We start from the raw sequence: 22,176 nt of genomic DNA, 5'->3' as shown, positions 1-22,176 counted from the left end.
AGTCTTCAGACGCCCAGATAGGCGTGAAGCTTGTCGATGTTGGCGTCGAGTTCGGCGTTGGGGATCATGTCCACCACCCGGCCCTGATCGACGACGTAGTGCCGGTCCGCGACCGAGGCCGCGAAGCGGAAATTCTGTTCGACCAGCACGATGGTGAAGCCCTCCTGCTTCAATTGCCGGATCGTCGCGCCGATCTGCTGGACGATGACGGGGGCGAGACCCTCGGTCGGCTCGTCGAGCAGCAACAGCTTGGCCCCGGTGCGCAGGATGCGGGCGATGGCGAGCATCTGCTGCTCGCCGCCCGACAGCTTGGTGCCCTGGCTGCGCTTGCGCTCCAGCAGGTTCGGGAACAGCTCGTAGATCCGCTCGACCGACAGGCCGCCTTCGGCGATCTTGGGCGGCAGCATCAGGTTTTCCTCGACATTGAGCGAGGAGAAGATGCCGCGCTCCTCGGGGCACAGCGCGATGCCGCGCTTGGCGATGTGGCGCGGCTCCAGCCCGATCATCTCGGTGCCCCGCATCGTCACCGAGCCGCTGCGCTTGGACAGGATCCCCATGATTGCCAGAAGCGTCGAGGTCTTGCCCGCGCCGTTGCGGCCCAGAAGCGTGACGACCTCGCCCTCGCGCACCTCGAAGTCGATGCCGTGCAGCACGTGGCTTTCGCCGTACCAGCCTTGCAGATTTTCGATCTTCAAAAGCGCCTCGCCGGTGGCGGCGGGGCGCTGGCTCATCGTGGCGGCATCAGTCATGTCCGGCTCCGATATAGGCGTCGATCACGTCGGGGGATTTCGACACGGTGTCGTAATCGCCTTCGGCGAGGATCTCGCCACGGGCAAGAACCGTAATCTTGTCAGACAGATCCGCGACGACCTTCAGGTTGTGTTCGACCATGAGGATGGTGCGGTTCGCGGCGATGCGCTTGATCAGCGCCGAGGTGCGTTCCACGTCCTCCTGGCCCATCCCGGCCATCGGTTCGTCGAGCAGCAGCATCGCCGGATCGAGCGCCAGCGTCGTCGCGATCTCCAGCGCCCGCTTGCGGCCATAGGACAGCTCGCCCGCGCGGGTGTCGGTGAACTCCGACAGGCCGACCGCGTCGATATGCGCGCGCGCCTCGTCGTCGAACTGGGTCAGCCCGCGCTCCGAGCGCCAGAAATCATAGCTGTCGCCGCGCTTGCGCTGCAGCGCCACGCGCACGTTCTGCAACACGCTGAGATCGGGAAACACCGCCGAGATCTGGAAACTGCGCACCATGCCGAGCCGGGCGATGTCGGCGGGCGCCATCCTGGTGATGTCGCGCCCGTCATAGGTGATGGTGCCGCGGGTCGGTTGCAGGAACTTGGTCAACAGGTTGAAGCAGGTGGTCTTGCCCGCGCCGTTGGGGCCGATCAGCGCGTGGATCGATCCGCGCTCGACCGTGAGGTCGACCTTGTTGACGGCGACGAAGCCCTTGAATTCCTTGGTGAGCCCTTCGGCCTTCAGAACGGCGTCCATCACCAACCGCCCCGCGAACGCGGACCGGCAAACGTGATCTGCATCACTGCCTTCCTCCCATTTTGCGTTCCGCCTCCGTTACTCCCCGGGCGGATTTCAACGAAGCTAGGCAGCAGCCGGAGCGTGTGTCAACCATGTGGCAGGGCTCGGGCTCCGCCAGCGCCGCAAAATTTCGCTGTCGTGCAGAAAACCTTGCGAAAATGCCATCATGCAGGGCAGTTTTCCGGCGCCGCGCCGCATCGAAGCGTTGCGAGACGCGGCCCCGAATGCCATGACAGCGCGACACGAATTTACCCGGGAGGGGGGAGAAATGCGCGCTCTCGCGGCGGTGGTCACCGCCATATCGGCCTTGAACCGGATCATCGGCCACGTCTTTTCCTGGCTCGCGCTGGGGATCGTCGTGGTCTGCTTCACCGTCGTGGTGCAGCGCTACGTCTTCGCCATCAGCCATGTCTGGATGCAGGATCTCTATATCTGGCTCAACGGCGCGATGTTCACCGCCGTGGCGGGCTTTGCGCTTTTGCGCGACGACCATGTGCGGGTCGACATCTTCTACCGCCCCGCCTCGATCCCGAGAAAGGCGCTGGTCGACCTGATCGGCGTGGTGCTGTTCCTCATGCCCTTCTGCGTGGTGGTCTGGCTCTACGCGATGCCCTTCGTGCAGCGTTCCTGGGGCTATTACGAGGCCTCGGCCAACATCGGCGGCCTGCCGGGGCTGTTCATCCTGAAAAGCTTCATCATCGCCTTCGCGCTGCTCGTCGGTCTTCAGGGCCTCGCCATGGCGGGCCGCTCGATCCTGACGCTGGCCGGGCGCGACGGGCTGTTGCCCGAGCGGCTGCGCTACACGCTCCAACCCGACCATCTGACCGAGGCCGCCGAATAACATGGACCTAGTACTCATCGGAGAGATCCTGTCGGGTCTCATGTTCTTCGGCATCATCGGTTTTTTGATGATGGGCTTCCCGGTCGCCTTCACGCTGGCGGGCGTGTCGCTTCTGTTCGGGCTCGCGGGCTGGGCGATCGGCGTGTTCGACCCGTCGAATTTCGGCAGCCTGCCGGGCCGCTACATCGGCTTCATGTCGAGCGAGGTGCTGGTCGCGGTGCCGCTGTTCATCTTCATGGGGGTGATGCTGGAACGCTCGCGCATCGCCGAGCAGCTTTTGCTCACCATGTCGAAGCTGTTCGGCAATCTGCGCGGGGGGCTGGGGCTGTCGGTGGTGATCGTCGGCGCCATGCTCGCGGCCTCCACCGGCGTGGTCGGCGCCACGGTCGTCACCATGGGTCTCATCTCGCTGCCCGCGATGCTGCGCGCGGGCTACGACCCCAAGCTCGCCACCGGCGTGATCTGTTCGTCCGGCACGCTGGGCCAGATCATCCCGCCCTCGACGGTGCTGATCTTCATGGGCGACATGCTGTCTGGCATCAATTCACAGGTGCAGATGGAAAAGGGCAATTTCGCGCCCACCCCGGTGTCGGTCGGCGATCTCTTCGCGGGCGCGCTGCTGCCGGGCGTGATGCTGGTGGTGCTCTATTCGCTCTGGATCGTGTTCAAGGCGATCACCGATCCCGACAGCTGCCCCGCCACGCCGGTGCCCGAGGCCGAAAAGCGCGGGCTGTGGCGCGAGGTGGTGGTGGCGCTGCTGCCGCCGCTTTTGCTGATCATGGCGGTGCTGGGCTCGATCCTGGGCGGCGTCGCGACCCCGACCGAAGCGGCCTCCGTGGGCGCGGTCGGCGCGATCATCCTCGCGGCGCTGCGCTGGCGGCTGTCGTTCAAGGTGCTGCACGAGACGGTGGTGGCCACGGCGACGATCACCTCGATGGTGTTCATCATCCTGTTCGGCGCCTCGGTCTTCTCGATCGTGTTCCGCCTGATGGGCGGCGACAACCTCGTGCACGAGTTCCTGACCAACCTGCCGGGCGGCACGGTGGCGGCCGTCATCGTCGTCATGGCGATCATGTTCGTGCTGGGCTTCATCCTCGACACCTTTGAGATCATCTTCATCGTGATCCCGATCACCGCGCCGATCCTCTTGGCACTCGATGTCGATCCGATCTGGCTCGGCGTGCTGGTGGGGATGAACCTGCAGACCTCGTTCCTGACGCCGCCCTTCGGCTTCGCGCTGTTCTACCTGCGCGGCGTGGCGCCAAGCTCGCTGCCGACATCGGCGATCTATCGCGGCATCATCCCCTTCGTGGTGCTGCAGATGATCGGCATCGCGATCCTGTTCGCGTTCCCCGGCATCGTGACCTGGCTGCCGACGGTGCTCTGACCGTCCGAACCCGGCGAGACAGAACGAAAAAGCCCGGATCCTTCGATCCGGGCTTTCTCTTTGCAAAGCGGCTTGCGCTTACATGTCGAAATACTGCTGGCGCGCGCGGATGAAGTTGGCATCCGCCGTCTCGCCCTTGGTGCGCAAGAGCTTGAGCGAGGAGATGAAGCTCTCGGTGGTGCGCTTGGTCAGGTCGTCGCCGCCGTCGCGCAGCTCGCCCAGCACCTCCTTGGCGGCATCCGCCGCGGCCTTGAGCACCTCTTCGGGGAACTGCTGCACGTTGACGCCATGCTCGTCGACCAGCGTCTTGAGCGCGCGCGGGTCGTTGGCGGCGAAGTCCGAGGCGACCTGATCGTACTCGGCCTGCGACACGTCGCGGATGATCGCCTGCAGATCCTCGGGCAGCTCGGAATACTTGGCCTTGTCGACCACCAGCTCGGTCGCGAGCCCCGGCTCCACGAAGGAGGGGAAATAGTAGTTCTTGGCGACCTGGTGGAAGCCCAGCGCGAGGTCGTTGTAGGGGCCGACGAACTCGGCCGCGTCGAGCGCGCCCGACTGCAGCGCCTGGAAGATCTCGCCCGCGGCCATGTTGGTCGCGGTGACGCCCATCTTCTCCCAGACCCGGCCACCGAGGCCCGGCGTGCGGAAGCGCAGGCCCTGCAGGTCGTCGAGCGAGGTGATCTCGTCGCGGAACCAGCCGCCCGCCTGCGTGCCGGTGTTGCCCGATAGGAAGCCCTTCACGCCGAACTGGTCATAGACCTCGTCCCACAGCTCCTGGCCGCCCATGTGGCGCATCCAGCCCGCCAGCTCGCCCGAGGTCATGCCGTAGGGCACGCCGGTGAAGAAGTTCAGCGCCGAGGATTTGTTCTGCCAGTAATAGGCGGCCGAATGCGACATCTCGGCGGTGCCGTCGATCACCGCGTCGAGCGATTGCAGCGGCGGCACGAGTTCACCGGCGGAATAGACCTGGATCGTCAGACGCCCGCCCGAGGCGGCGGTGATCCGGTCGGCCAGGCGCTGCGCGCCGACGCCGAGACCGGGGAAGTTCTTGGGCCAGGTGGTGACCATGCGCCAGGTGATGTTGCCCTGCGCCACGGCGGGGGCGGCCAGTGCGGCCGCGCCTGCGCCGAGACCGGCCTTGGTGATGAACGAACGACGATCCACGCGTCTCTCCCTGTTGTCTCTCATGTCCCGCGCCCCTCCCGGGCAGCGGGCCCAGAGGCGAGATAAATCCATGCGCGGGGGGCTTGTCCAGCCTTTCGCGTCGGCGGCGGCTTGCCGGAGCCGGGCGAGGCTGTTGACGGCAAAGGGCAAATGGATTCATGTCCGGCCAGCCGCAGGAGAGAACGGATGACGAACCAAGACCCCCAATTGCCGGTGCTCGCGCCGCGCATCTCCATCGCGGTCGACACGGCGGCGCGGCTCGGTTTCGCCAGCGCGCAGGCGCGCGCGGCGGTGATCCGGTCGCTGGAGCTGGTGCATGAGGGCGAGGTGCCGGTCGAGGGCGCCGAGCTGCATGTCTGGTCCGACCCGGCGGTGCTGCGGCCCCGGCAATGGCGGCTCGACCGGATCACGCCGGGCGAGCGGGTCGCGATCACCGATCTTGCCGTCGCGCTCGACCCCGCGCCGCTCGCCACGCTGGAGACCGCCACGCCCGCCACGCTGCGGCTGGAGCTGCGGCAGGGGGGGCGCGTGCTGGCCCGCGCCGAACGGACCGCGACGCTTTTGCCGCGCGACGCCTGGGGGGGATTGGGCGAAATGGCGCATCTTCTGCCCGCCTTCGTGCAGCCCGACGCCGCCGTGACGGCGGGGCTGGCCGAGGCGGCGACAGCACTTTTGTCCGAGGCCGGGCGGGGCGCGCCCGACGGCTACCGCGCGAACGATCCGGGGCGGGTCTGGATGCAGGTGGCGGCGCTGTGGTCGGCGGCCGCGGGCTGGGGGCTGCGCGGCGCCATGGCGGGCGGCGACGTGGCCGTGCAGGGCCAGAGCCTGCGCCAGCCGGGCCGGATCCGCAGCGAGCGGCTGGCGACCCCGCTGGAGGCGGCGGTGCTCCTGGCGGCGGGGGCCGAGGCGCTGGGCCTGAACCCGGTCATCGCCTTTGCCCGGGGCCGGGTCTGGTGCGGCGTCTGGCTCACCCCGCGCGATCTGGGCCGGGTGGTGGAGCCCGACGCGGTGGCGCTGCGCAAGGCGATCGCCGCGCGCGAGCTTCTGGTGCTCGACCCCGAAGCGCTTGGCCGTGGCGCGGGCTTCGAGGCGGCGCGGGCGGCGGGGCGCGATCTGGGCGCCGAGGCGCAGGAGACGGGCTTCATCGCCGCGATCGACGTGGCGGCGGCGCGGGCGGCGGGCATCGCGCCGCTGGGGGCCACCGGCCTCGACCCGGCCTCCGCGCCGGGCGGAGCGGTGACACCGCCGCTCCCGGCGGGACCCGGCCCGCAGGATCTGCCGGTGGAGGAGGTCGAGGACGACCCCGCCACCCCGGAGGGGCGCATCGAACGCTGGCAGCGCAAGCTTCTGGACCTGAGCCTGCGCAACCGGCTCCTGAACTTTCGCGACGGGCGCGGCGCGGTGCCGTTTCTGTGCACCGACATGGCCGCGTTCGAGGATCGGCTGGCGGGCGGGGCGACCGCGATCCCCGAGCCGATGGACGAGGCCGAAAGCCTGTCGCCCGACGAGATCGCCGACCGCGCGGGCCGGGCGCAGGAGCGCGGGCGGCTGGCTTCGCCGCTCACCGCGGCGGAACTCAACGCCCGCCTCGTGGCGCTGCACCGCCGCGCGAAGAGCGACATGCAGGAGGGCGGCACCAACACGCTGTTCCTTGCCGCCGGGTTCCTGCGCTGGCGCCGCGAGGGCGAGGAGCGGGCCTATCGCGCGCCGCTTCTGCTGATCCCGGCGCGGCTGGAGCGGCGCTCGGCCAAATCCGCGTTCCGGCTCGGCCATCTGGAGGACGAGGTGCGCATCAACGCCACGTTGCTCGAATTCCTGCGCCGCGACTTCGCGCTGACGGTGCCCGGTCTCGATGGCGATCTGCCGCGCGACGACAGCGGTATCGACCTTGCGCGGATCTTCGATCTGGTGCGCCTCGCGGTGCGCGACATGCCGGGCTTCGAGGTGATCGAGGAGCTGTCGCTCTCGACCTTTTCCTTTGCCAAGTTCCTGATGTGGGAGGATCTCGTCGCGCGCGAGGCCGCGCTGCGCGACAGCCCGCTGGTGCGGCATCTGCTCGACGGGCCGCAAGAGGCGTTTGCCCAGCCCGATTTGCCGCAGATCGCGCCGCATGATCTCGACGCCGCGCTCGCGCCCGCCGATCTGGTGACGCCGCTGCCCGCCGACAGCAGCCAGCTCGCCGCCGTGGCGGCGGCGGCGCAGGGGCGCGATTTCGTGCTGATCGGCCCGCCGGGCACCGGCAAGAGCCAGACCATCGCCAACATCATCGCGCAGGTCATGGCGCAGGGGCGCACCGTGCTGTTCGTGGCCGAAAAGGCCGCCGCACTCGACGTGGTGCATCGCCGCCTTGCCGCGCATGGCCTGGGTGATGCCTGCCTTGAGCTGCATTCGAGCAAGACCGACCGCAAATCCGTGCTGGCCCAGCTCGGTCGCGGCTGGGACCGGGCGGCGGCGGGAGATGCGGATGACTGGGTCGAGGTGACCGAGGATCTGCGTATCACCCGCGACCGGCTCAACGCCTATGTCGCGGCGTTGCATCGCAAGGGGCGGCAGGGGTTCTCGGTGTTCGAGGCGATCGGCCGCGTCGCGGATGGCGCGCCGCCGCTGCGGCTTTCGTTCGCGGGGCCGGAGGCGCATGACGCGACGAGCTATGCGCGGCTGCGCGATCTGGCGGGCGATCTGGAGCGGCTGGCACAGGTGGCCGGGGGCGATGCGCCGACCGAATTGCTGCACGGCGCCGAATGGTCGTTCGACTGGCAGCAGAAGTTCCTCGACGCGGCCGCGGCGCTGGGCGGGGCGGCGCGCGGGCAGGGACGGTGCCTCGGGGTGCTGTGCGACCGGGTCGGCCTCGCCCCCGAGGCGGCGCGCATGGCGGCGCGGCGCGACCTTTTCGCGCGGCTCGCGGCGCTGGCGGGGCCCGACGCGCCCGACCTGTCGCAGCTGCCGGACCTGCCTCTGGCCGAGCTGGAGCGCGCCGCCGAGGCGCAAGGCGCGGCCCATGCGGCGATGGCGGCGGCGCGCGCCCGGCTCGCCGCGGACTACCCGCCCGATATCGACACCCGGCTCGACATCGCCGCGCTCGACGCCGACTGGCGCGCGGCGCAGGGCGGGGTCTGGCCGCTCTCGGCGCTGGCGCGGCGCCGGGTGCGCGCCGTGCTGCAAAGCCACGCCCGCGCCGGCACCGTCGATCCCGACGCCGATCTCGACGCGCTGCACCGGCTCGGGCGGGCGCGCGCAGCACTGGAGGCCTCGCCGCTGTCGCATCTGGCCGAGGACCGGATCGCGGATCTCGTCACAGCGCGGCGCGCGGTCGAGACCGCCCTGTCCGGGCTCGCCGGGGAGGGCGCGCAGGCGCCCCGGCTCGGCGCGCTGCGGGCTGAGCTGACCCGGCCCGGCGACGGGCCGCTGCGCGCGGCGCTCGCGGCGCTTGAACGATCCGAGGCGGAGGTCGCGGCGGCGCGGGCGGCGTTCGAACATCTCGGCGGTCGGGTGCCCGACACAATGGCCCCGGCGGAGCTGGCGCGCGCGCTCGACGCGCTGGCCGAACAGGCGGCGCGGCTGGCCGACTGGACCCGCTGGATGGATCTGCGCGCGCGGGCCGAAGCGGCGGGGCTCGCGCCGTTGGTGGAGGCGATCGAAGAGGGACGGCTCGACCGGCCCGCCCGCGCCGCCTTCGAGGCGGCCTATGCCGCGTGGTGGCTGCCGCGCGCGATGGATGCCGAGCCGCTGTTGCGCGATTTCGCGCATTGGGCGCAGGACGATCTCGTCGCCCGGTTCCGCATGCTCGACGACCGCGCCGCCGCGCTGGCGCCGGGCGAGGCGCTGCGCCGGATCGGCGGGGGGCTGCCCGCGCGCGACGCGGTGCCGCGCGCCTCGGAGCTGGGGCTGTTGCGCCACCAGCTCGGGCTCAAGCGGCCCTCCATGCCGATCCGCCAGCTTCTGGGCCAGATGCCCGACAGCCTCCCGCAGCTGGCGCCCTGCGTGCTGATGTCGCCCTTGTCGGTGGCGCAGTACCTGCCCGCGGGCCAGCCCGCCTTCGACGTGGTGATCTTCGACGAGGCGAGCCAGATCACCACATGGGACGCCATCGGCGCCATCGCGCGCGGGCGTCAGGCGATCGTGGTGGGCGACCCCAGGCAGCTGCCGCCGACCAATTTCTTCGGCCGCGCCGAAGAAGAGGAGGACGACGAGGAAGAGGGCGCCTTCGCGCTGCGCGACATGCCGTCGATCCTCGACGAGGTGGCGGCCTCTGGCGTGCCGGTGCGCCGCCTCGACTGGCATTACCGTTCGCGCGACGAGGCGCTGATCGCGTTTTCGAACCATTTCTATTACGATGGCGGTCTCGTCACCTTTCCCTCGCCGGGAACCGGCGGGGAGGCGATCGCGCTGCACCGCGTCGACGGGCGCTATGGCCGGGGCCGCGGGCGCACCAATATCGAGGAGGCGCGCGCCGTCACCGCGATGATCCGCGACAGGCTCGTGGCCGAGCTGGCCCGACCCGAAGCCGTGCGGCACAGCATCGGTGTCATCACATTCAACGGCGACCAGCAGGCGCTGATCCTCGACCAGCTCGACGCGATGCGGCGCGACGCGCCCGATCTGGAATGGTTCTTCGACGAGGCGCGTGACGAGCCGGTGATCGTCAAGAACCTCGAGAACATCCAGGGCGACGAGCGCGACGTGATGCTGTTCTCGGTCACCTTCGGGCCGGATCTCGCGGGCAAGCTCAGCATGAATTTCGGCGCGCTCAACGCCGAGGGCGGCGAGCGGCGGCTCAACGTCGCGATCACGCGGGCGCGGCGCGAGCTGCATGTCTTTGCCTCGCTGGGGGCGGAGGATATCGATCTGGGCCGCAGCCGCGCCCGCGGCGTGGCCGATCTCAAGGCGTTTCTCGATTATGCCGATCGCGGCGCGGTAGCGCTGCCCGCGCGCGACACCGGCAGCCTCGGCCCGGCGGAGAACCCGTTCGAGGAGGCGGTGGCGCGCAGCCTCGAGGCCAAGGGATGGGAGGTGCGCACCCAGATCGGCGTGTCGGGCTACCGGATCGACCTTGCCGTGGTGCATCCCGACCGGGGCGGGGCCTATCTCGCCGGCGTCGAATGCGACGGGGCGACCTATCATTCGGCGGCCACCGCGCGCGATCGCGACCGGGTGCGGCAGGCGGTGCTCGAAGGGCTGGGCTGGCGGATCGAGCGGGTCTGGTCGACCGACTGGTTCCGCGCGCCCGCCCATGTGGCCGACCGGCTCGACGACCGGCTGCGCGCGGCGCTGGCCGAGGATCGCGCGCGGCAACGGGCCACGGGGCCGAAACGGCTGTCGCTGCCCGCGCCGCAGAGCTGAGGAGTGGCGGCATCGAGGCCGGGGCGCGCCGGGGCCGGGCGCGCGCCGGGGTCCGGGACATGCCGGGGCCGATGGCGCCGCTTGACCCGGTGTCATGCCTCCTCTAGCCCTTGGACATGGCCGGTCACGGGGTGGGCGATGGCGTCGTCAGAACCCCCGGCCATGTTTCATTTCCGTCCCGGACGCCCGGACAGCCGCGCCCCTCGCAGGTGGGTCGCGCATGTTGGGAGACGCCTCCATGATCCGCCCCCGCACCAAGAGCCCCGTGGCCCCGCCGCGCCGCGCCGCGCAAGGCGCCGCCGGGACGGGCATCCTCATGATGGCGATCGCCATGGCGCTGCTGCCGGTCGGCGACACGCTGGCCAAGCTTCTGACGCAGGCGATGCCGCCCGGCGAGGTGGTGCTGTGGCGCTTCGGCTTTCAGGGGGCGATCCTCGCCGGGCTGGCAATGCTGCTGCGCCACCGCCTGCGCGGGCCGATGTTCTCGCCGGTGCTGGTGCTGTCGGGGCTGTGCTCAGTCGTCACGATGACCGGTCTCGTGGGGGCCTTCGCGGTGATGCCGATCGCCACGGCGATCGCGATCTTCTTCGTGGAGCCGCTGATCCTCGTGGTGCTGGCGGCGCCGCTCTTGGGCGAAAAGGTCGGCCCACGCCGTTATGCCGCCGTGGGCGTCGGGTTTCTCGGCGCGCTGGTGGTGATCCGGCCGGGTTTCGACGGTTTCACCCCGGCGGCGCTGCTGCCGCTGGCGGCGGCCACGGGCTATGCGCTCAACGCGGTGATCCTGCGTGGCGTGTCGGGCACCCGCTCGGCGCTGACGATCCAGACCGGCGCCACGCTCTATGCCGGCGCGATCGCGCTGCTGGTATTCGGAGCGGTGCGGCTCATGGGCGGGCCGGGGTTTGCGGCGCTGTCGGCGCCGGGGTGGGTCTGGGGCGTGCTGCCGCTGGCCGGGCTGCTGTCGGCGGGGACGTTCCTGCTCATCGCCGAGGCGTTCCGCCGCTCCGAGGCGGGGCTTCTGGCGCCGTTCCAGTATCTCGAAATCGTCGGCGCGGTGATCCTGGGCTATTTCGTCTTCAACGAGTTGCCCGACGCGCCGACGATGCTCGGCACCGCGATCATTCTCGGCTCGGGCGCCTATGTGGTGCACCGCGAACGCGTCGCGGGGCAGGGCGCGCAGGGCGGGGAAGACCTCGCCTCGCAGGGCTGAGGCCCCGCCCGCTCAGTCATCCCGCTCAGCCGGGGTCGCGGGGCCGCTCGCGGCGCATCATCGCGGTCACGGCCCGGAAATCGGGATGGGTGGCGATGTCGTCGAGATCGAGCGGCGCGCGCGGCCGCCAGTTGGGATAGCTGTCGACGGTGCCGGGCATGTTGGTGGGCGATTTCGGCCCGACCATGTCGGCCAGCCGCACCCCCACCAGCGCCGCGCGCGTCCGCGCGAGGTATCGGTGGGCGGCGACCAGCACCTCGCGCGGCATTTCGCGCCGGCGCGGCAGGCGGCCCCTGAGCGCGCCGGATCTGCGCATCGCGTCGAGCAGCGCGCGGCGTTCGCGCGCCCGCTCGCGCGCATGGGCATCGCTGTCGGCATCGTTCACGAGGCCGAGCTCGCGGCGCAGCTCGATATCCTCGCCCGCCCACCAGCGTTCCAGCACCGGCAGGTCATGGGTCGAAAGACACGCCAGCGCCGTGGGCCGGTATTCCTGCGGCGTCTTGAAGCGCGCGCCGTCCTTTTCGAAGTAAAGGATCGAGTAGGACAGGATGTTGGCCGCCTGCATCGCCTCGCGGAACCCCGGCGGCACGAAGCCGAGATCCTCGCCGATCACCACCGCCTCCTTTTCGCGGCTCTCATGCGCGAGCACGCGCAAAAGCTCTGCAAACGGGTAGCGCAGATGCGCCCCGGCGCTGGCGCTTTCGCCCTCGGGGATCAGGAACAGCTGCCACAGCGCCATCGCGTGGTCGATCCTGAGCGCGCCCGCATGGGCCAGCTGGGCCGCGATCATGTCGCGGAAGGGGGCAAAATCGTGCTTGCGCAGGCCCCCCGGCGAAAACGCCGAAAGCCCCCAGTTCTGGCCCTCGGAGGCAAAGACATCGGGCGGTGCGCCGACCGACAACCCGGTCATCTGCACCTCGCCGCCGCCCCAGCTCGCCGAGCCGTCGGGCGCCTCGCCGACCGCGAGGTCGAGGTAGAGCCCGATCCGCATGCCCGCCTTTTTCGCGCAGGCCATGGCGGCGTCGAGCTGGCGCGCGGCCTGCCATTGCAGCCAGAGATGAAAGCGGATGTCTTCCGCCTGCGACGTCGCGAAATCCGCGACCGCCTTGCTTTCGACATCCCGAAGATCCTCCGGCCAGCCGCCCCAGCCGACGCCGTGCCCCTTGCCCGCCATGTCGAGCGAGAGCGCCTCGAACAGCGCGTGGCGATGGAGCGGCTGGCCGCCTTTTTCGACGAAGCGTTCGAAGGCGTCTTCGTCATCGTCGAAGGGTTGGCGCGCATGGGCCGCGCGCAGCGCCGCCAGCTTGGCGGGAAACACCGCGTCGTAATCGACCAGATCGCCCGCCCGAAGTGCGGCGCCATCAATGTCGGCGGCGTCATGGCCGGGCAGGTCATCCAGCGCGATATAGACCGGGTTGAGAAAGCTCCGGGTCGAGGGGGAAAACGGGCTGCGCTTGGACGGGTCGCCCCAGAACAGCGCGTGCAGCGGGTTCACCCCGAGAAAATCCGCGCCCGCGCGCCCGGCGATGCGCGCCATCTCGGCCAGGTCGCGGAAATCGCCGATGCCGTGATTGCGCGCCGAGCGCAGCTCGTAGAGCTGGCAGAACAGCCCCCAGCCGGCGCGCGCGGTCGAGCCAGCCGGGCAGGTGGCAGACGCCATCCTCGGGCACGGTCATCTCCTGCGGCGCGGCGGGACCGCTGGCGGCGGCGTCGGGATCGACGCCGATCTTGCGCAGGATCAGCCGCAGCGTCGCCTCGGGCACCGGGCGGGTGCCGCCGTCGGGATCGTCGTATTCGGTGGTGATCCCGTGATGATGGCACAGATCGGCAAGGTCGGTCATGCGGACTCCGTGGGGAAAGAGGGGGACGGCAGGGCCGGTAAACCCCCGGCCCGCCGTGACAAGTTGGCCGTGGGCCGCCGGTCTTGGCAGCCCCGGCTCCGGCCTTTGCGGTCCTAGCGGTCGGGAACGAGGATGACGGTCGCCAGCGGCGGCAGCGTCAGCGACAGCGAGACCGAACGCCCGTGGCATTCCTCCTGACGGCAGGCGATCCTGCCGCCATTGCCGACGCCCGAGCCGCCATAGATTTCGGCATCGGTGTTCAGAAGCTCGGTCCAGTCGCCGCCTTCGGGCAGGCCGATGCGGTAATCCTCGCGCACAACCGGCGTCATGTTGGAGATGACAAGCGCCGGGCGCGTGCCGCTGTCGGCGCGGCGCAGAAAGGCGAAGATCGAGCGTTCGTCATCGCCGCCATCGACCCATTCGAAGCCCGCCGGGTCGCAGTCGAGCGCGTGCAGCGCCTTCTCGTCGCGGTAGATCCGGTTGAGATCGCGCACGAGGTTCTGCGCGCCCTTGTGCTTGTCGTCGTCGAGCAGGTGCCAGTCGAGCGAGACGTCGTGGTTCCACTCGCGCTCCTGCCCGAACTCGCAGCCCATGAACAGAAGCTTCTTGCCCGGATGGGTCCACATGAAGCCCAGGTAAGCGCGCAAATTCGCGAATTTCTGCCAGCGGTCGCCCGGCATCTTGTTCAAAAGCGACCCCTTGCCGTGCACCACCTCGTCATGGCTGATCGGCAGGACGAAATTCTCGGACCACGCGTAGTGGATCGAGAAGGTCATCTGGTGGTGGTTGTACTTGCGGTAGACGGGATCGTTCTGGATGTAGCTGAGGCTGTCATGCATCCAGCCCATGTTCCACTTGAAGTCGAAGCCGAGGCCCCCCTGATCGACGGGGCGGCTGACGCCCGGAAAGGCGGTGCTTTCCTCGGCGATGGTGGCCGCACCCGGCGTGCGCGCCACGACCTGCGCATTGGTGCCCTTCAGGAACTCGATCGCGTCGAGATTCTCGCGCCCGCCATACTGGTTGGGGATCCATTCGCCCTCGTTGCGCGAATAGTCGAGATAGAGCATCGAGGCGACCGCATCCACGCGCAGCGCGTCGATGTGGTACTTGTCGAGCCAGAAGGTACCCGAGCAGCGCAGGAAGTTCGCCACCTCGTTGCGCCCGAAATTGTAGATCAGCGTGTTCCAGTCCTGATGGAAGCCCTGCCGCGGATCGGCGTGTTCGTAAAGCGCCGTGCCGTCGAAATTGGCGAGGCCATGCGCGTCCGACGGGAAATGCGCGGGCACCCAGTCGACGATGACGCCGATCCCCGCCTGATGCAGCCGGTCGACCATGGAGGCGAATTGTTCGGGCGTGCCATAGCGCGAGGTCGGCGCGAAGAGACCCACCGGCTGGTAGCCCCACGAGCCGGTGAAGGGGTGCTCGGAGACCGGCATGAATTCGACATGGGTGAAGTTCATGTCGCGCAGGTAGTCGACCAGCAATTCGCCGATCGTGTCGTAATCGAGCACCTCGCCCTCGGCCCCGCGGCGCCAGCTCCCGAGATGCACCTCGTAGATCGAGACCGGCTTGTCGTGCAGCGTGCCCTTGGAGCGGCTCTCCATCCAGTCGCCGTCCTGCCAGTCATGCCGGTGCATGCCGTGCACGATCGACCCGGTGGAGGGGGGCTGCTCCTGCCGGAACGACATCGGGTCGGCTTTCAGCGGTTGCAGGTCGCCATGCGCGCCGACGATCTCGAACTTGTAGAGATCGCCCACCGCGAGGCCGGGGACGAACAATTCCCACAGCCCCGCGCCGAAGCGGCGGCGCAGCGGGTGGCGGCGCCCGTCCCACGCGTTGAACTGGCCGACCACGCTGACGCGGCGGGCATTGGGGGCCCAGACCGCGAAAGAGACGCCCTCGACGCCCTCATGGGTCACGGGATGCGCGCCGAGCCGTTTCCAGATCTCCTCGTGGCGGCCCTCGGCGACGAGGTATTCGTCCATCTCGCCCAGCACAGGGGTGAAGCGGTACGGATCGTCGCGCTCCCACGAATGGCTGCCCGCGCGCATCCGCAGCCGGTAGGGCGTGCCGTAATCGAAGCCTTCGGGCATTTCGCCCCAGAACACGCCCTCGGCGTTGATCCGGGCAAGCGGCGCGACGTCGCTTCCCTCGGGGGTGAGCACCGTCACCTCGGCGGCGTCGGGGGCAAAGACGGTGAGCCCCATTACGCCGCCCTCGGATTTATGCGGGCCGAGGATCTCGAACGGGTCGCCCATGCGGCCCCGGATGATCGCTTCGATCCGGGAGGGGTCGGGGGCGGATGCGGGCTGGGTGTCGCTCGCGTTGGTCGTCATTGGGTATCCTCTTCGTCGATCAGGTCGAGCAGGCCGCTCAGCGGAATGTCCACCCAAGCCGGGCGGCTGGCAAGCTCGTAGCCCACCTCGTAGACCGCTTTCTGGATCACGAAGAGATCCAGCAGCGCGGCGGCAAAGCTCTCGTCGTCAGGATGGGCGGGGCTGTCGGCGATGACCGCGTGGTACTCGGTCATGAAATCGCGCATGGCCTCCTTGCGCCATTCGCGGATCAGCGTTTCGGCCTCGGCGCCGTCGGTGCCGGAGTTCTCGGCCCAGCGCAGCGCCGAATAGGCCGCGTAGTCGAGCGATCGCAGCATGCCCGCCACGTCGCGCAGCGCGTGGCCCTTGGCGCGGCGCTCGGCCAGCGTGCGGCGCGGCTCGCCCTCGAAATCGATGATCATGACGTCGTTCTGCGCCATCAGCACCTGCCCGAGGTGATAATCGCCATGCAGCCGGGTCAGCTGCCCCGAAGGGGTCATCCGCGACACCGCGTCGATCCGCGCGATCAGCCTGTCGCGCCGTGCGAGGATCTGCTCGGCATGCTGTGCCGCCCGCTCGGGCAGGTCGGCCAGGCCCTTGAGCCGGTCGAGCATCGCCACGGTTTCGGCCCGGACCTCGTCGCACAGCGCGGCAAGATGCGGCCCGTCCAGCGGTTCGGCGGCAAAGGCCGGATCGTCGGTCGGATGCGCCAGCGCGCGGTGCATCTGCGCGGTGCGCCGGCCCAGCGTGCCCGCGATGCCCAGCACCGGCAGGTAGGGCGGGCTTTGGTCCTCGTTGCCGGTCGCCTTGTCCTGCAGGTAGCGGTCGAGCGCGTTGGTCACGGCCCCCCAGGCGTCGCCCTGGTTGGCGACATAGGCAAAGGCGGCGCCGAGCGACGTGGTCTCGCCTTCCTCGGGGCGCAGCGCGATCTCGCCCAGATAGGCGGGGGTGCCGTCGAAACCCGCCACGTCCGTCAGGAAGCGCGCCACCTCGATATCGGGCTGGAGGCCCTCGCGCAGGCGGCGATAGATCTTGAGCACGGCCTTGTCGCCGAAGGCGACGGTGGCGTTGGACTGCTCGACGTTGAGAAGGCGCGGCTCGCCCGGCGCCTCGATCTCGGCCATCGCGGCGCTGGGCGCGAAGACGAGCCTGCCGCGCGGCGTGTCGGTCTCATGGCCGTCGCGCAGCGCCGCGAACAGCTCGCCCATCAGGGTTTCGTCCACCGTGCCGTCGATCAGCCCGCCGACGCGCGGCCCCTTGCGCAGCTTGGCCATGGTGTAGCCCAGCGTCGAGGAGCCGAAGGACACGCTGTCCTCGCCCCAGACGGCGGCCAGCGGCAGCAGGTAATGCTGCGTCTCGCCGCCGACCTCGACATCGATCAGCCCCAGCGCGCCATTGCCGCCGATCTCGGCCAGCGGCGCGATGCCGACGCGGGAGATGCGCGCGTCCTTGGCCGCGAACCAGCGTTGCAGCGGCAGGAATTTCGGCAGCACGTCGGTGCCCAGAAGCCGCCCGTCGCGCCCCGAGATCGCCGAGGAGACGCGCCCGTCGCGGGTGGTCAGCGTCACGAATTCCGGCAGGATCTGCTGCGGCGGCTGGTGCCAGGACGGGGCCTGGTCCTCGTCCGCGAGCAGGAACCAGTAGAAGCCGTAGGAGGGCAGGGTGATCAGATAGGGCAGCGCGCCCACCGGCGGAAAGGCCGAATGCCCCGTAAGCTCGATCGGCACCCGACCCTGATAGCCCGACAGGTCGATCTCCACCGCCTGCGCGGCGCGGCCCAGGTTGGCGACGCAAAGCACCGCCTCGCCCTCGTGCTCGCGGATATAGGCGAGCACGCGGCGGTTCGACGGGTACAAAAGCTTCATCTCGCCGCGCCCGAACACGCTGTGGTTCGAGCGCACCTGCACCATGCGGCGCATCCAGTTCAGCTGCGAGGACGGGTCCTTGGACTGGCTTTCGACATTGAGCGCCTGAAAGCCGTAGATCGAATCCTGGATCGTCGGCAGATAGAGCTGCTGCGGATCGGCGCGGGAGAACCCCGCGTTGCGGTCGGGCGACCATTGCATCGGCGTGCGCACGCCGTCGCGGTCGCCCAAGTAGATGTTGTCGCCCATGCCGATCTCGTCGCCGTAATAGAGGATCGGCGTGCCGGGCATCGACATCAGCAGCGAATTGAGAAGCTCGATCTTGCGCCGGTCGTTCTGCATGAGCGGCGCGAGCCGGCGGCGGATGCCCATATTGATCCGCGCGCGCTTGTCGCTCGCATAGGTGTCCCAGAGGTAATCGCGCTCCTTGTCGGTCACCATCTCGAGCGTCAGCTCGTCATGGTTGCGCAAAAAGATCGCCCATTGGCAATCCTCGGGGATGTCGGGCGTCTGGCGGATGATGTCGGTGATCGGGTGCCGGTCTTCCTGGGCCACCGCCATGTACATGCGCGGCATCAGCGGGAAGTGGAATCCCATGTGGCACTCGTCGCCATCGCCGAAATAGGGCCGCGTGTCCTCGGGCCATTGGTTGGCCTCGGCCAAGAGCATCTTGTCGGGGTAATGCGCGTCGAGATCGGCGCGGATCGCCTTGAGGACGTCATGCGTCTCGGGCAGGTTCTCGTTGTTGGTGCCGTCACGCTCGACGAGATAGGGGATCGCGTCGAGCCGGAGCCCGTCGACCCCCATGTCGAGCCAGAAATGCATGACCCGCAGCACCTCCTTGAGAACCTCGGGGTTGTCGAAGTTCAGGTCGGGCTGGTGGTCGAAGAAGCGGTGCCAGTAGAACTGCTCGGCGACCGGGTCCCATGTCCAGTTGCTGTCATGGGTGTCGTTGAAGATTACCCGCGTCTTGTCCATCCACTTGGCCGGATCGTCGGACCAGACGTAGAAATCGCGCTCGGGGCTGCCCTTGGGGGCGTGGCGGGCGCGCTGGAACCATTCGTGCTGGTCCGAGGTGTGGTTGATCACCAGCTCGGTGATCACCCGCAGGCCACGGCGATGGGCCTCTTCGACGAAACCGCGGAACTCGTCCATGTTGCCGTATTGCGGGTTGATCTCGGTGTATTCCTGGATGTCGTAGCCATCGTCGCGCAAGGGCGACGGGTAGAAGGGCAGCAGCCAGACGGCGGTGGCGCCCAGCTCCTGCACATGGTCGAGCCGGCTCATCAGCCCGGCGAAATCGCCGATGCCGTCGCCATTGCTGTCCTGATAGGCCTTGACGTGGAGCTGGTAGATGACCGCGTCCTTGTACCAGTCGCGCTGATTGTTATCGATCGGGGCGTCCTGTGCGTCGGTGGGCATGCTGTGGTCCTGCATCAGTCTCTTGCTCCTCCCGGCGGGATCAGCCGCCAGATCGCGTAGGGCCGGTCCTCGGGGTCGAGCGTCAGCCGATGCTCCTTGCCGTGCCAGGTGAAATGGTTGCCGTGGATCGCGTCCTGCACCTCGATCGAGGCCTCGTCGGGCAGGCCGAAGCGCCACAGCGGCAGATCGAACGAGAAATCGCGCCCCGCATGCGGATCGAGCAGCACGTGGAACAGCAGGTAGCTGCCGGTGTCCTTGTCGAAGCGGCCATAGCAGAGCACCGCGTCGTCATGCGCGTCGAAGAATTCGAGATTGGTGAAATCGCGCATCGCGGCGTGGCGCCGGCGGATGCCGTTCAACAGCCGGATGTCGTCCTTGATGTGGCCGTCGCGGTCGAAATTCCAGTCGCGGATCTCGTATTTCTCGCTGTCGAGATACTCTTCCTTGCCGGGCAGGGGCCGCGCGTCGCAGATCTCGAAACCGCTGTAGACGCCGTAATTGCCCGCCAGCGTCGCCGCGAGCGCGAGCCGGATCCGGTGCCCGGCGCGGCCCGATGTCTGCAGGAAATACGGGTTGATGTCGGGCGTGTTGACGAAGAAGTTCGGCCGCATGTAGTGGCGGCACTCCTCGGTCGTCAGCTCGGTCAGGTACTCGGTCAGCTCTTCCTTGGTGTTGCGCCACGTGAAGTAGCTGTAGGACTGGTTGTAGCCCAGCTTGGCGAGCCGCTTCATCACCTTGGGCCGGGTGAAGGCCTCGGACAGGAACACCGCGCCGGGATGGCGGGCGCGTACCTCGTCGATGATCCATTCCCAGAAGGGGAACGGCTTGGTGTGCGGGTTGTCGACCCGAAAACACAGCACGCCATGATCGGCCCAGTAGAGGAACATGTCGCGCACCGCTTCCCAATAAGGGGCGTTGGGGCTGCCATCCTCGAGATAGTAGCGGAAATTGACGATGTCCTCGTATTTCTTGGGCGGGTTCTCGGCATAGGCGATGGAGCCGTCGGGCCGCCATTCGAACCAGTCGGGATGCTGCTTGATCCACGGATGATCCGGCGAGGCGTTGAGCGCGATGTCGAGCGCGATCTCAAGCCCCTGTTCGCGCGCCGCCGCGACCAGCGCGTCGAAATCCTCGATCGTGCCCAGCTCGGGGTGGATGTCGCTGTGGCCGCCGTCCTCCGATCCGATGGCATAGGGCGAGCCCACGTCGTCGGGGCCGGGTGTCAGCGTGTTGTTGCGCCCCTTGCGGTTGGTGCGCCCGATCGGGTGGATCGGGGTGAAGTAGAGCACGTCGAAGCCCAGATCCCGCACATAGGGCAGCCGGTCGATCACGTCCCGGAAGGTGCCGTGCCGGGTGCCCGGCGCGGCGGAGCGGGGAAACAGCTCGTACCAGGCCGAGAACGCGGCCACGTCGCGGTCGGCGAAGACCGCGAGATCGCGGTCGAGCCGCGTCAGGCCGTAGCGCCGCCCCGAGCGGGTCATCTCGGCGAGCGTGTCCTCGCTCAGAAGAATGTCCATGCGCTCTTCGGTGCTGCCGTGATTGGTGGCATGCACGAGGCTTTCGAGTGCGGCGCGCCCCTCGCCCTCGGGGGCATGGTCGCGCGAATTGGCGATGAGCCGGTGGCCCATCTCGGCTTCGAGATCGACGTTCAGCCCGGCGGCGATTTTCTTGGTGGTGTCCTTGCGCCAGCCAAGAAAATCGTCGCGCCACGCGATCAGCGTATAGCGGTAGAGCGCGTTTTCGGGCGGCGTGAAACTGCCCTCCCAGCGGTCGTTCTCGACGAAGGCCATCGGGGTCTCGTGCATGTCGTCAGACCCCTGGCGCCACCACAAAAGCGCGGCGCGGATGCTGTCATGTCCTTCGCCGAAGATATCGGCCCGCAGCTTGAAGGGGCGTCCCGCCACGGCCTTGGCCGCGAAACGGCCGCCATCGATCTCGGGGTCGAGGTTTTCGATGCAGATGCGCGCACGCGCCAGGGCCTGCATTTCGCGCCTGCTGTCGCCTTCGGTGCGGCCCGGCTCGTGCGGGCGCAAATCGTTGTCATGCATGAACCAAGGTCCCTCCGCCTGGTTGGTGTCCCTTTGGTCAACCGCGCCGGTCCCCGGCGGTTCCGGCGCGTCCCGGAGTTCCGCCCGCAAGGTGGCGCGCCGCGCATGGGCCCGCATGAAGGGAGAAAGGGGCGGGAGCGGGCCGTCAGGCCGTGCTGACGCGGGATTGATGGTGCCGCGGTTGTCAACAAACGCTCCCGCGTGCCAGATCATGCCCAAGGCTGGCGCCGGGCGGCGCCACGCGTTTCGAAATCTGGCGAAATCGCGGGAACCTCCTCCCGTCCCGTTGATTTTGCCGACGGAGGCATTGGATATGATCGACAGACGTTATTTTCTCGCGGCGGGGACGGCGCTTGGCATTCTGGGCAGCCGCGCCGCGGCGCAGGACGAGGGCGCCGGGCCGGATCTGCCCGAAAAATACCTGCCGCGCATGGTGAACATCCCCGCGACCATGAACCCGGGCGAGATCCACGTCGACCCGAACCGCTTCGCGCTCTACTGGACGCTGCCCGAGGGCAAGGCGATGCGCTACTCGGTCGGGATCGGGCGCAAGGGGCTTTACGAGACCGGGGTGTTCCGCATGGGCGCCAAGAAGGAATGGCCGAGCTGGACGCCGACCCCCGACATGATCGAGCGCGAGCCCGAGAAATACAAGAAATGGGAAGACGGCATGGAGGGCGGCCCCGACAACCCGCTCGGCGCCCGCGCGCTCTACCTGTTCGACGGCCCGCGCGACACCTATCTGCGCATCCATGGCACCAACGCGCCGCGCACCATCGGCACGGCCGTGTCGAACGGCTGTGCCCGACTGGTCAACGATCACATCATCGACCTCTACCCCAAGGTACCGCTGGAGACGAAGGTCTTCCTCTACCCGAGGTTCACCTGACGGCGCGACGCTTGTTTTGACCGCCCCGACCCTCCGGTCGGGGCGGTCTTGCAAGGGCGGGAAGGGGCCGGGTGAAGAAAAATCGCCTTCGGGCGAAAAAACCTCTTGCGCCCTGCGGCCCCCATGGGTAGAAGGCCCCTCACCGGCGGCGCAGAGATGCACCGGCGGGAACGACATTCCGAAGGAAGCGGGGCGGGGCGCCATTGAGTGGCGCTCTGGTTTGGTTTTCTTCACGCTCTTTGACATCGCAGATATCTGAAGAGATATGCGGGCGGCTTCGGTTCATTTCGATGGATCAACGTCTGTATGTCGCGCCGGTAGGGG

Annotated in this window: 12 protein-coding genes; 5 read left to right on the top strand and 7 right to left on the bottom strand. The window is 68.6% G+C overall.

Annotated elements, in window-relative coordinates; translation table 11 throughout:
• Positions 1-5 precede the first annotated feature (5 nt).
• Positions 6-749, bottom strand: a complete 744-nt coding sequence (locus LOKHON_RS00905) for an ABC transporter ATP-binding protein (RefSeq protein ID WP_026147643.1) — start codon at positions 747-749, stop codon at positions 6-8.
• The gene (locus LOKHON_RS00900; RefSeq protein ID WP_017929957.1) at positions 742-1,491 is read right to left on the bottom strand and encodes an ABC transporter ATP-binding protein; all 750 of its coding nucleotides are present in this window, start codon (positions 1,489-1,491) and stop codon (positions 742-744) included. Before LOKHON_RS00900 ends, LOKHON_RS00905 begins: the two co-directional genes overlap by 8 nt.
• Before the next feature lie 310 nt (positions 1,492-1,801).
• On the opposite strand from LOKHON_RS00900, the gene LOKHON_RS00895 reads away from it, so the two are divergent.
• Together LOKHON_RS00895 and LOKHON_RS00890 are read left to right on the top strand one after the other, a co-directional pair.
• Positions 1,802-2,374, top strand: coding sequence for a TRAP transporter small permease subunit (locus tag LOKHON_RS00895; RefSeq protein WP_017929956.1), 573 nt, complete (start codon positions 1,802-1,804; stop codon positions 2,372-2,374).
• 1 nt (position 2,375) lies between these two features.
• Positions 2,376-3,761: a TRAP transporter large permease gene (locus tag LOKHON_RS00890; protein ID WP_026147642.1), complete on the top strand. Its 1,386-nt coding sequence runs from the start codon at positions 2,376-2,378 to the stop codon at positions 3,759-3,761.
• 78 nt (positions 3,762-3,839) lie between these two features.
• On the opposite strand, the gene LOKHON_RS00885 is transcribed toward LOKHON_RS00890, so the two are convergent.
• On the bottom strand, positions 3,840-4,925 hold the full coding sequence (locus tag LOKHON_RS00885) for a TRAP transporter substrate-binding protein (RefSeq protein WP_017929954.1): 1,086 nt from the start codon (positions 4,923-4,925) through the stop codon (positions 3,840-3,842).
• A gap of 186 nt (positions 4,926-5,111) precedes the next feature.
• Between LOKHON_RS00885 and LOKHON_RS00880 the strand changes: the two genes are divergently transcribed.
• Together LOKHON_RS00880 and LOKHON_RS00875 are read left to right on the top strand one after the other, a co-directional pair.
• A complete protein-coding gene (locus tag LOKHON_RS00880; protein WP_017929953.1) occupies positions 5,112-10,265 on the top strand; it encodes a DUF4011 domain-containing protein in 5,154 nt (1,717 codons plus the stop codon).
• A 238-nt stretch (positions 10,266-10,503) separates the two neighbouring features.
• Entirely contained in the window at positions 10,504-11,472 is a 969-nt protein-coding gene (locus LOKHON_RS00875; protein ID WP_017929952.1) for a DMT family transporter, read from the top strand.
• 25 nt (positions 11,473-11,497) lie between these two features.
• Here the strand turns inward: LOKHON_RS00875 and malQ are convergent, their stop codons facing one another.
• The 4 genes from malQ to LOKHON_RS00855 all read right to left on the bottom strand — a co-directional run bounded on the left by malQ (position 11,498) and on the right by LOKHON_RS00855 (position 20,900).
• Positions 11,498-13,132, bottom strand: coding sequence for a 4-alpha-glucanotransferase (gene malQ / locus LOKHON_RS00870; RefSeq protein ID WP_245631412.1), 1,635 nt, complete (start codon positions 13,130-13,132; stop codon positions 11,498-11,500).
• 294 nt (positions 13,133-13,426) lie between these two features.
• Positions 13,427-15,649 carry a 1,4-alpha-glucan branching protein GlgB gene (glgB, locus tag LOKHON_RS00865; protein ID WP_017929950.1) on the bottom strand — a complete coding sequence of 741 codons (2,223 nt, stop codon included), beginning with the start codon at positions 15,647-15,649 and terminating at the stop codon, positions 13,427-13,429.
• Positions 15,646-18,930: a maltose alpha-D-glucosyltransferase gene (gene treS / locus LOKHON_RS00860; RefSeq protein ID WP_017929949.1), complete on the bottom strand. Its 3,285-nt coding sequence runs from the start codon at positions 18,928-18,930 to the stop codon at positions 15,646-15,648. Before treS ends, glgB begins: the two co-directional genes overlap by 4 nt.
• A complete protein-coding gene (locus LOKHON_RS00855; protein WP_026147648.1) occupies positions 18,930-20,900 on the bottom strand; it encodes an alpha-1,4-glucan--maltose-1-phosphate maltosyltransferase in 1,971 nt (656 codons plus the stop codon). The genes treS and LOKHON_RS00855 overlap by 1 nt, the downstream gene beginning before the upstream one ends.
• 376 nt (positions 20,901-21,276) lie before the next feature.
• Between LOKHON_RS00855 and LOKHON_RS00850 the strand changes: the two genes are divergently transcribed.
• Positions 21,277-21,852: a L,D-transpeptidase gene (locus tag LOKHON_RS00850; RefSeq protein WP_017929947.1), complete on the top strand. Its 576-nt coding sequence runs from the start codon at positions 21,277-21,279 to the stop codon at positions 21,850-21,852.
• Positions 21,853-22,176: the final 324 nt, after the last annotated feature.

The sequence above is a fragment of the Limimaricola hongkongensis DSM 17492 genome (assembly GCF_000600975.2).
GTDB lineage: Bacteria > Pseudomonadota > Alphaproteobacteria > Rhodobacterales > Rhodobacteraceae > Limimaricola > Limimaricola hongkongensis.
The sequence above is the reverse complement of the archived record's forward strand: the minus strand, read 5'-3'. Positions and strand labels throughout refer to the sequence as shown.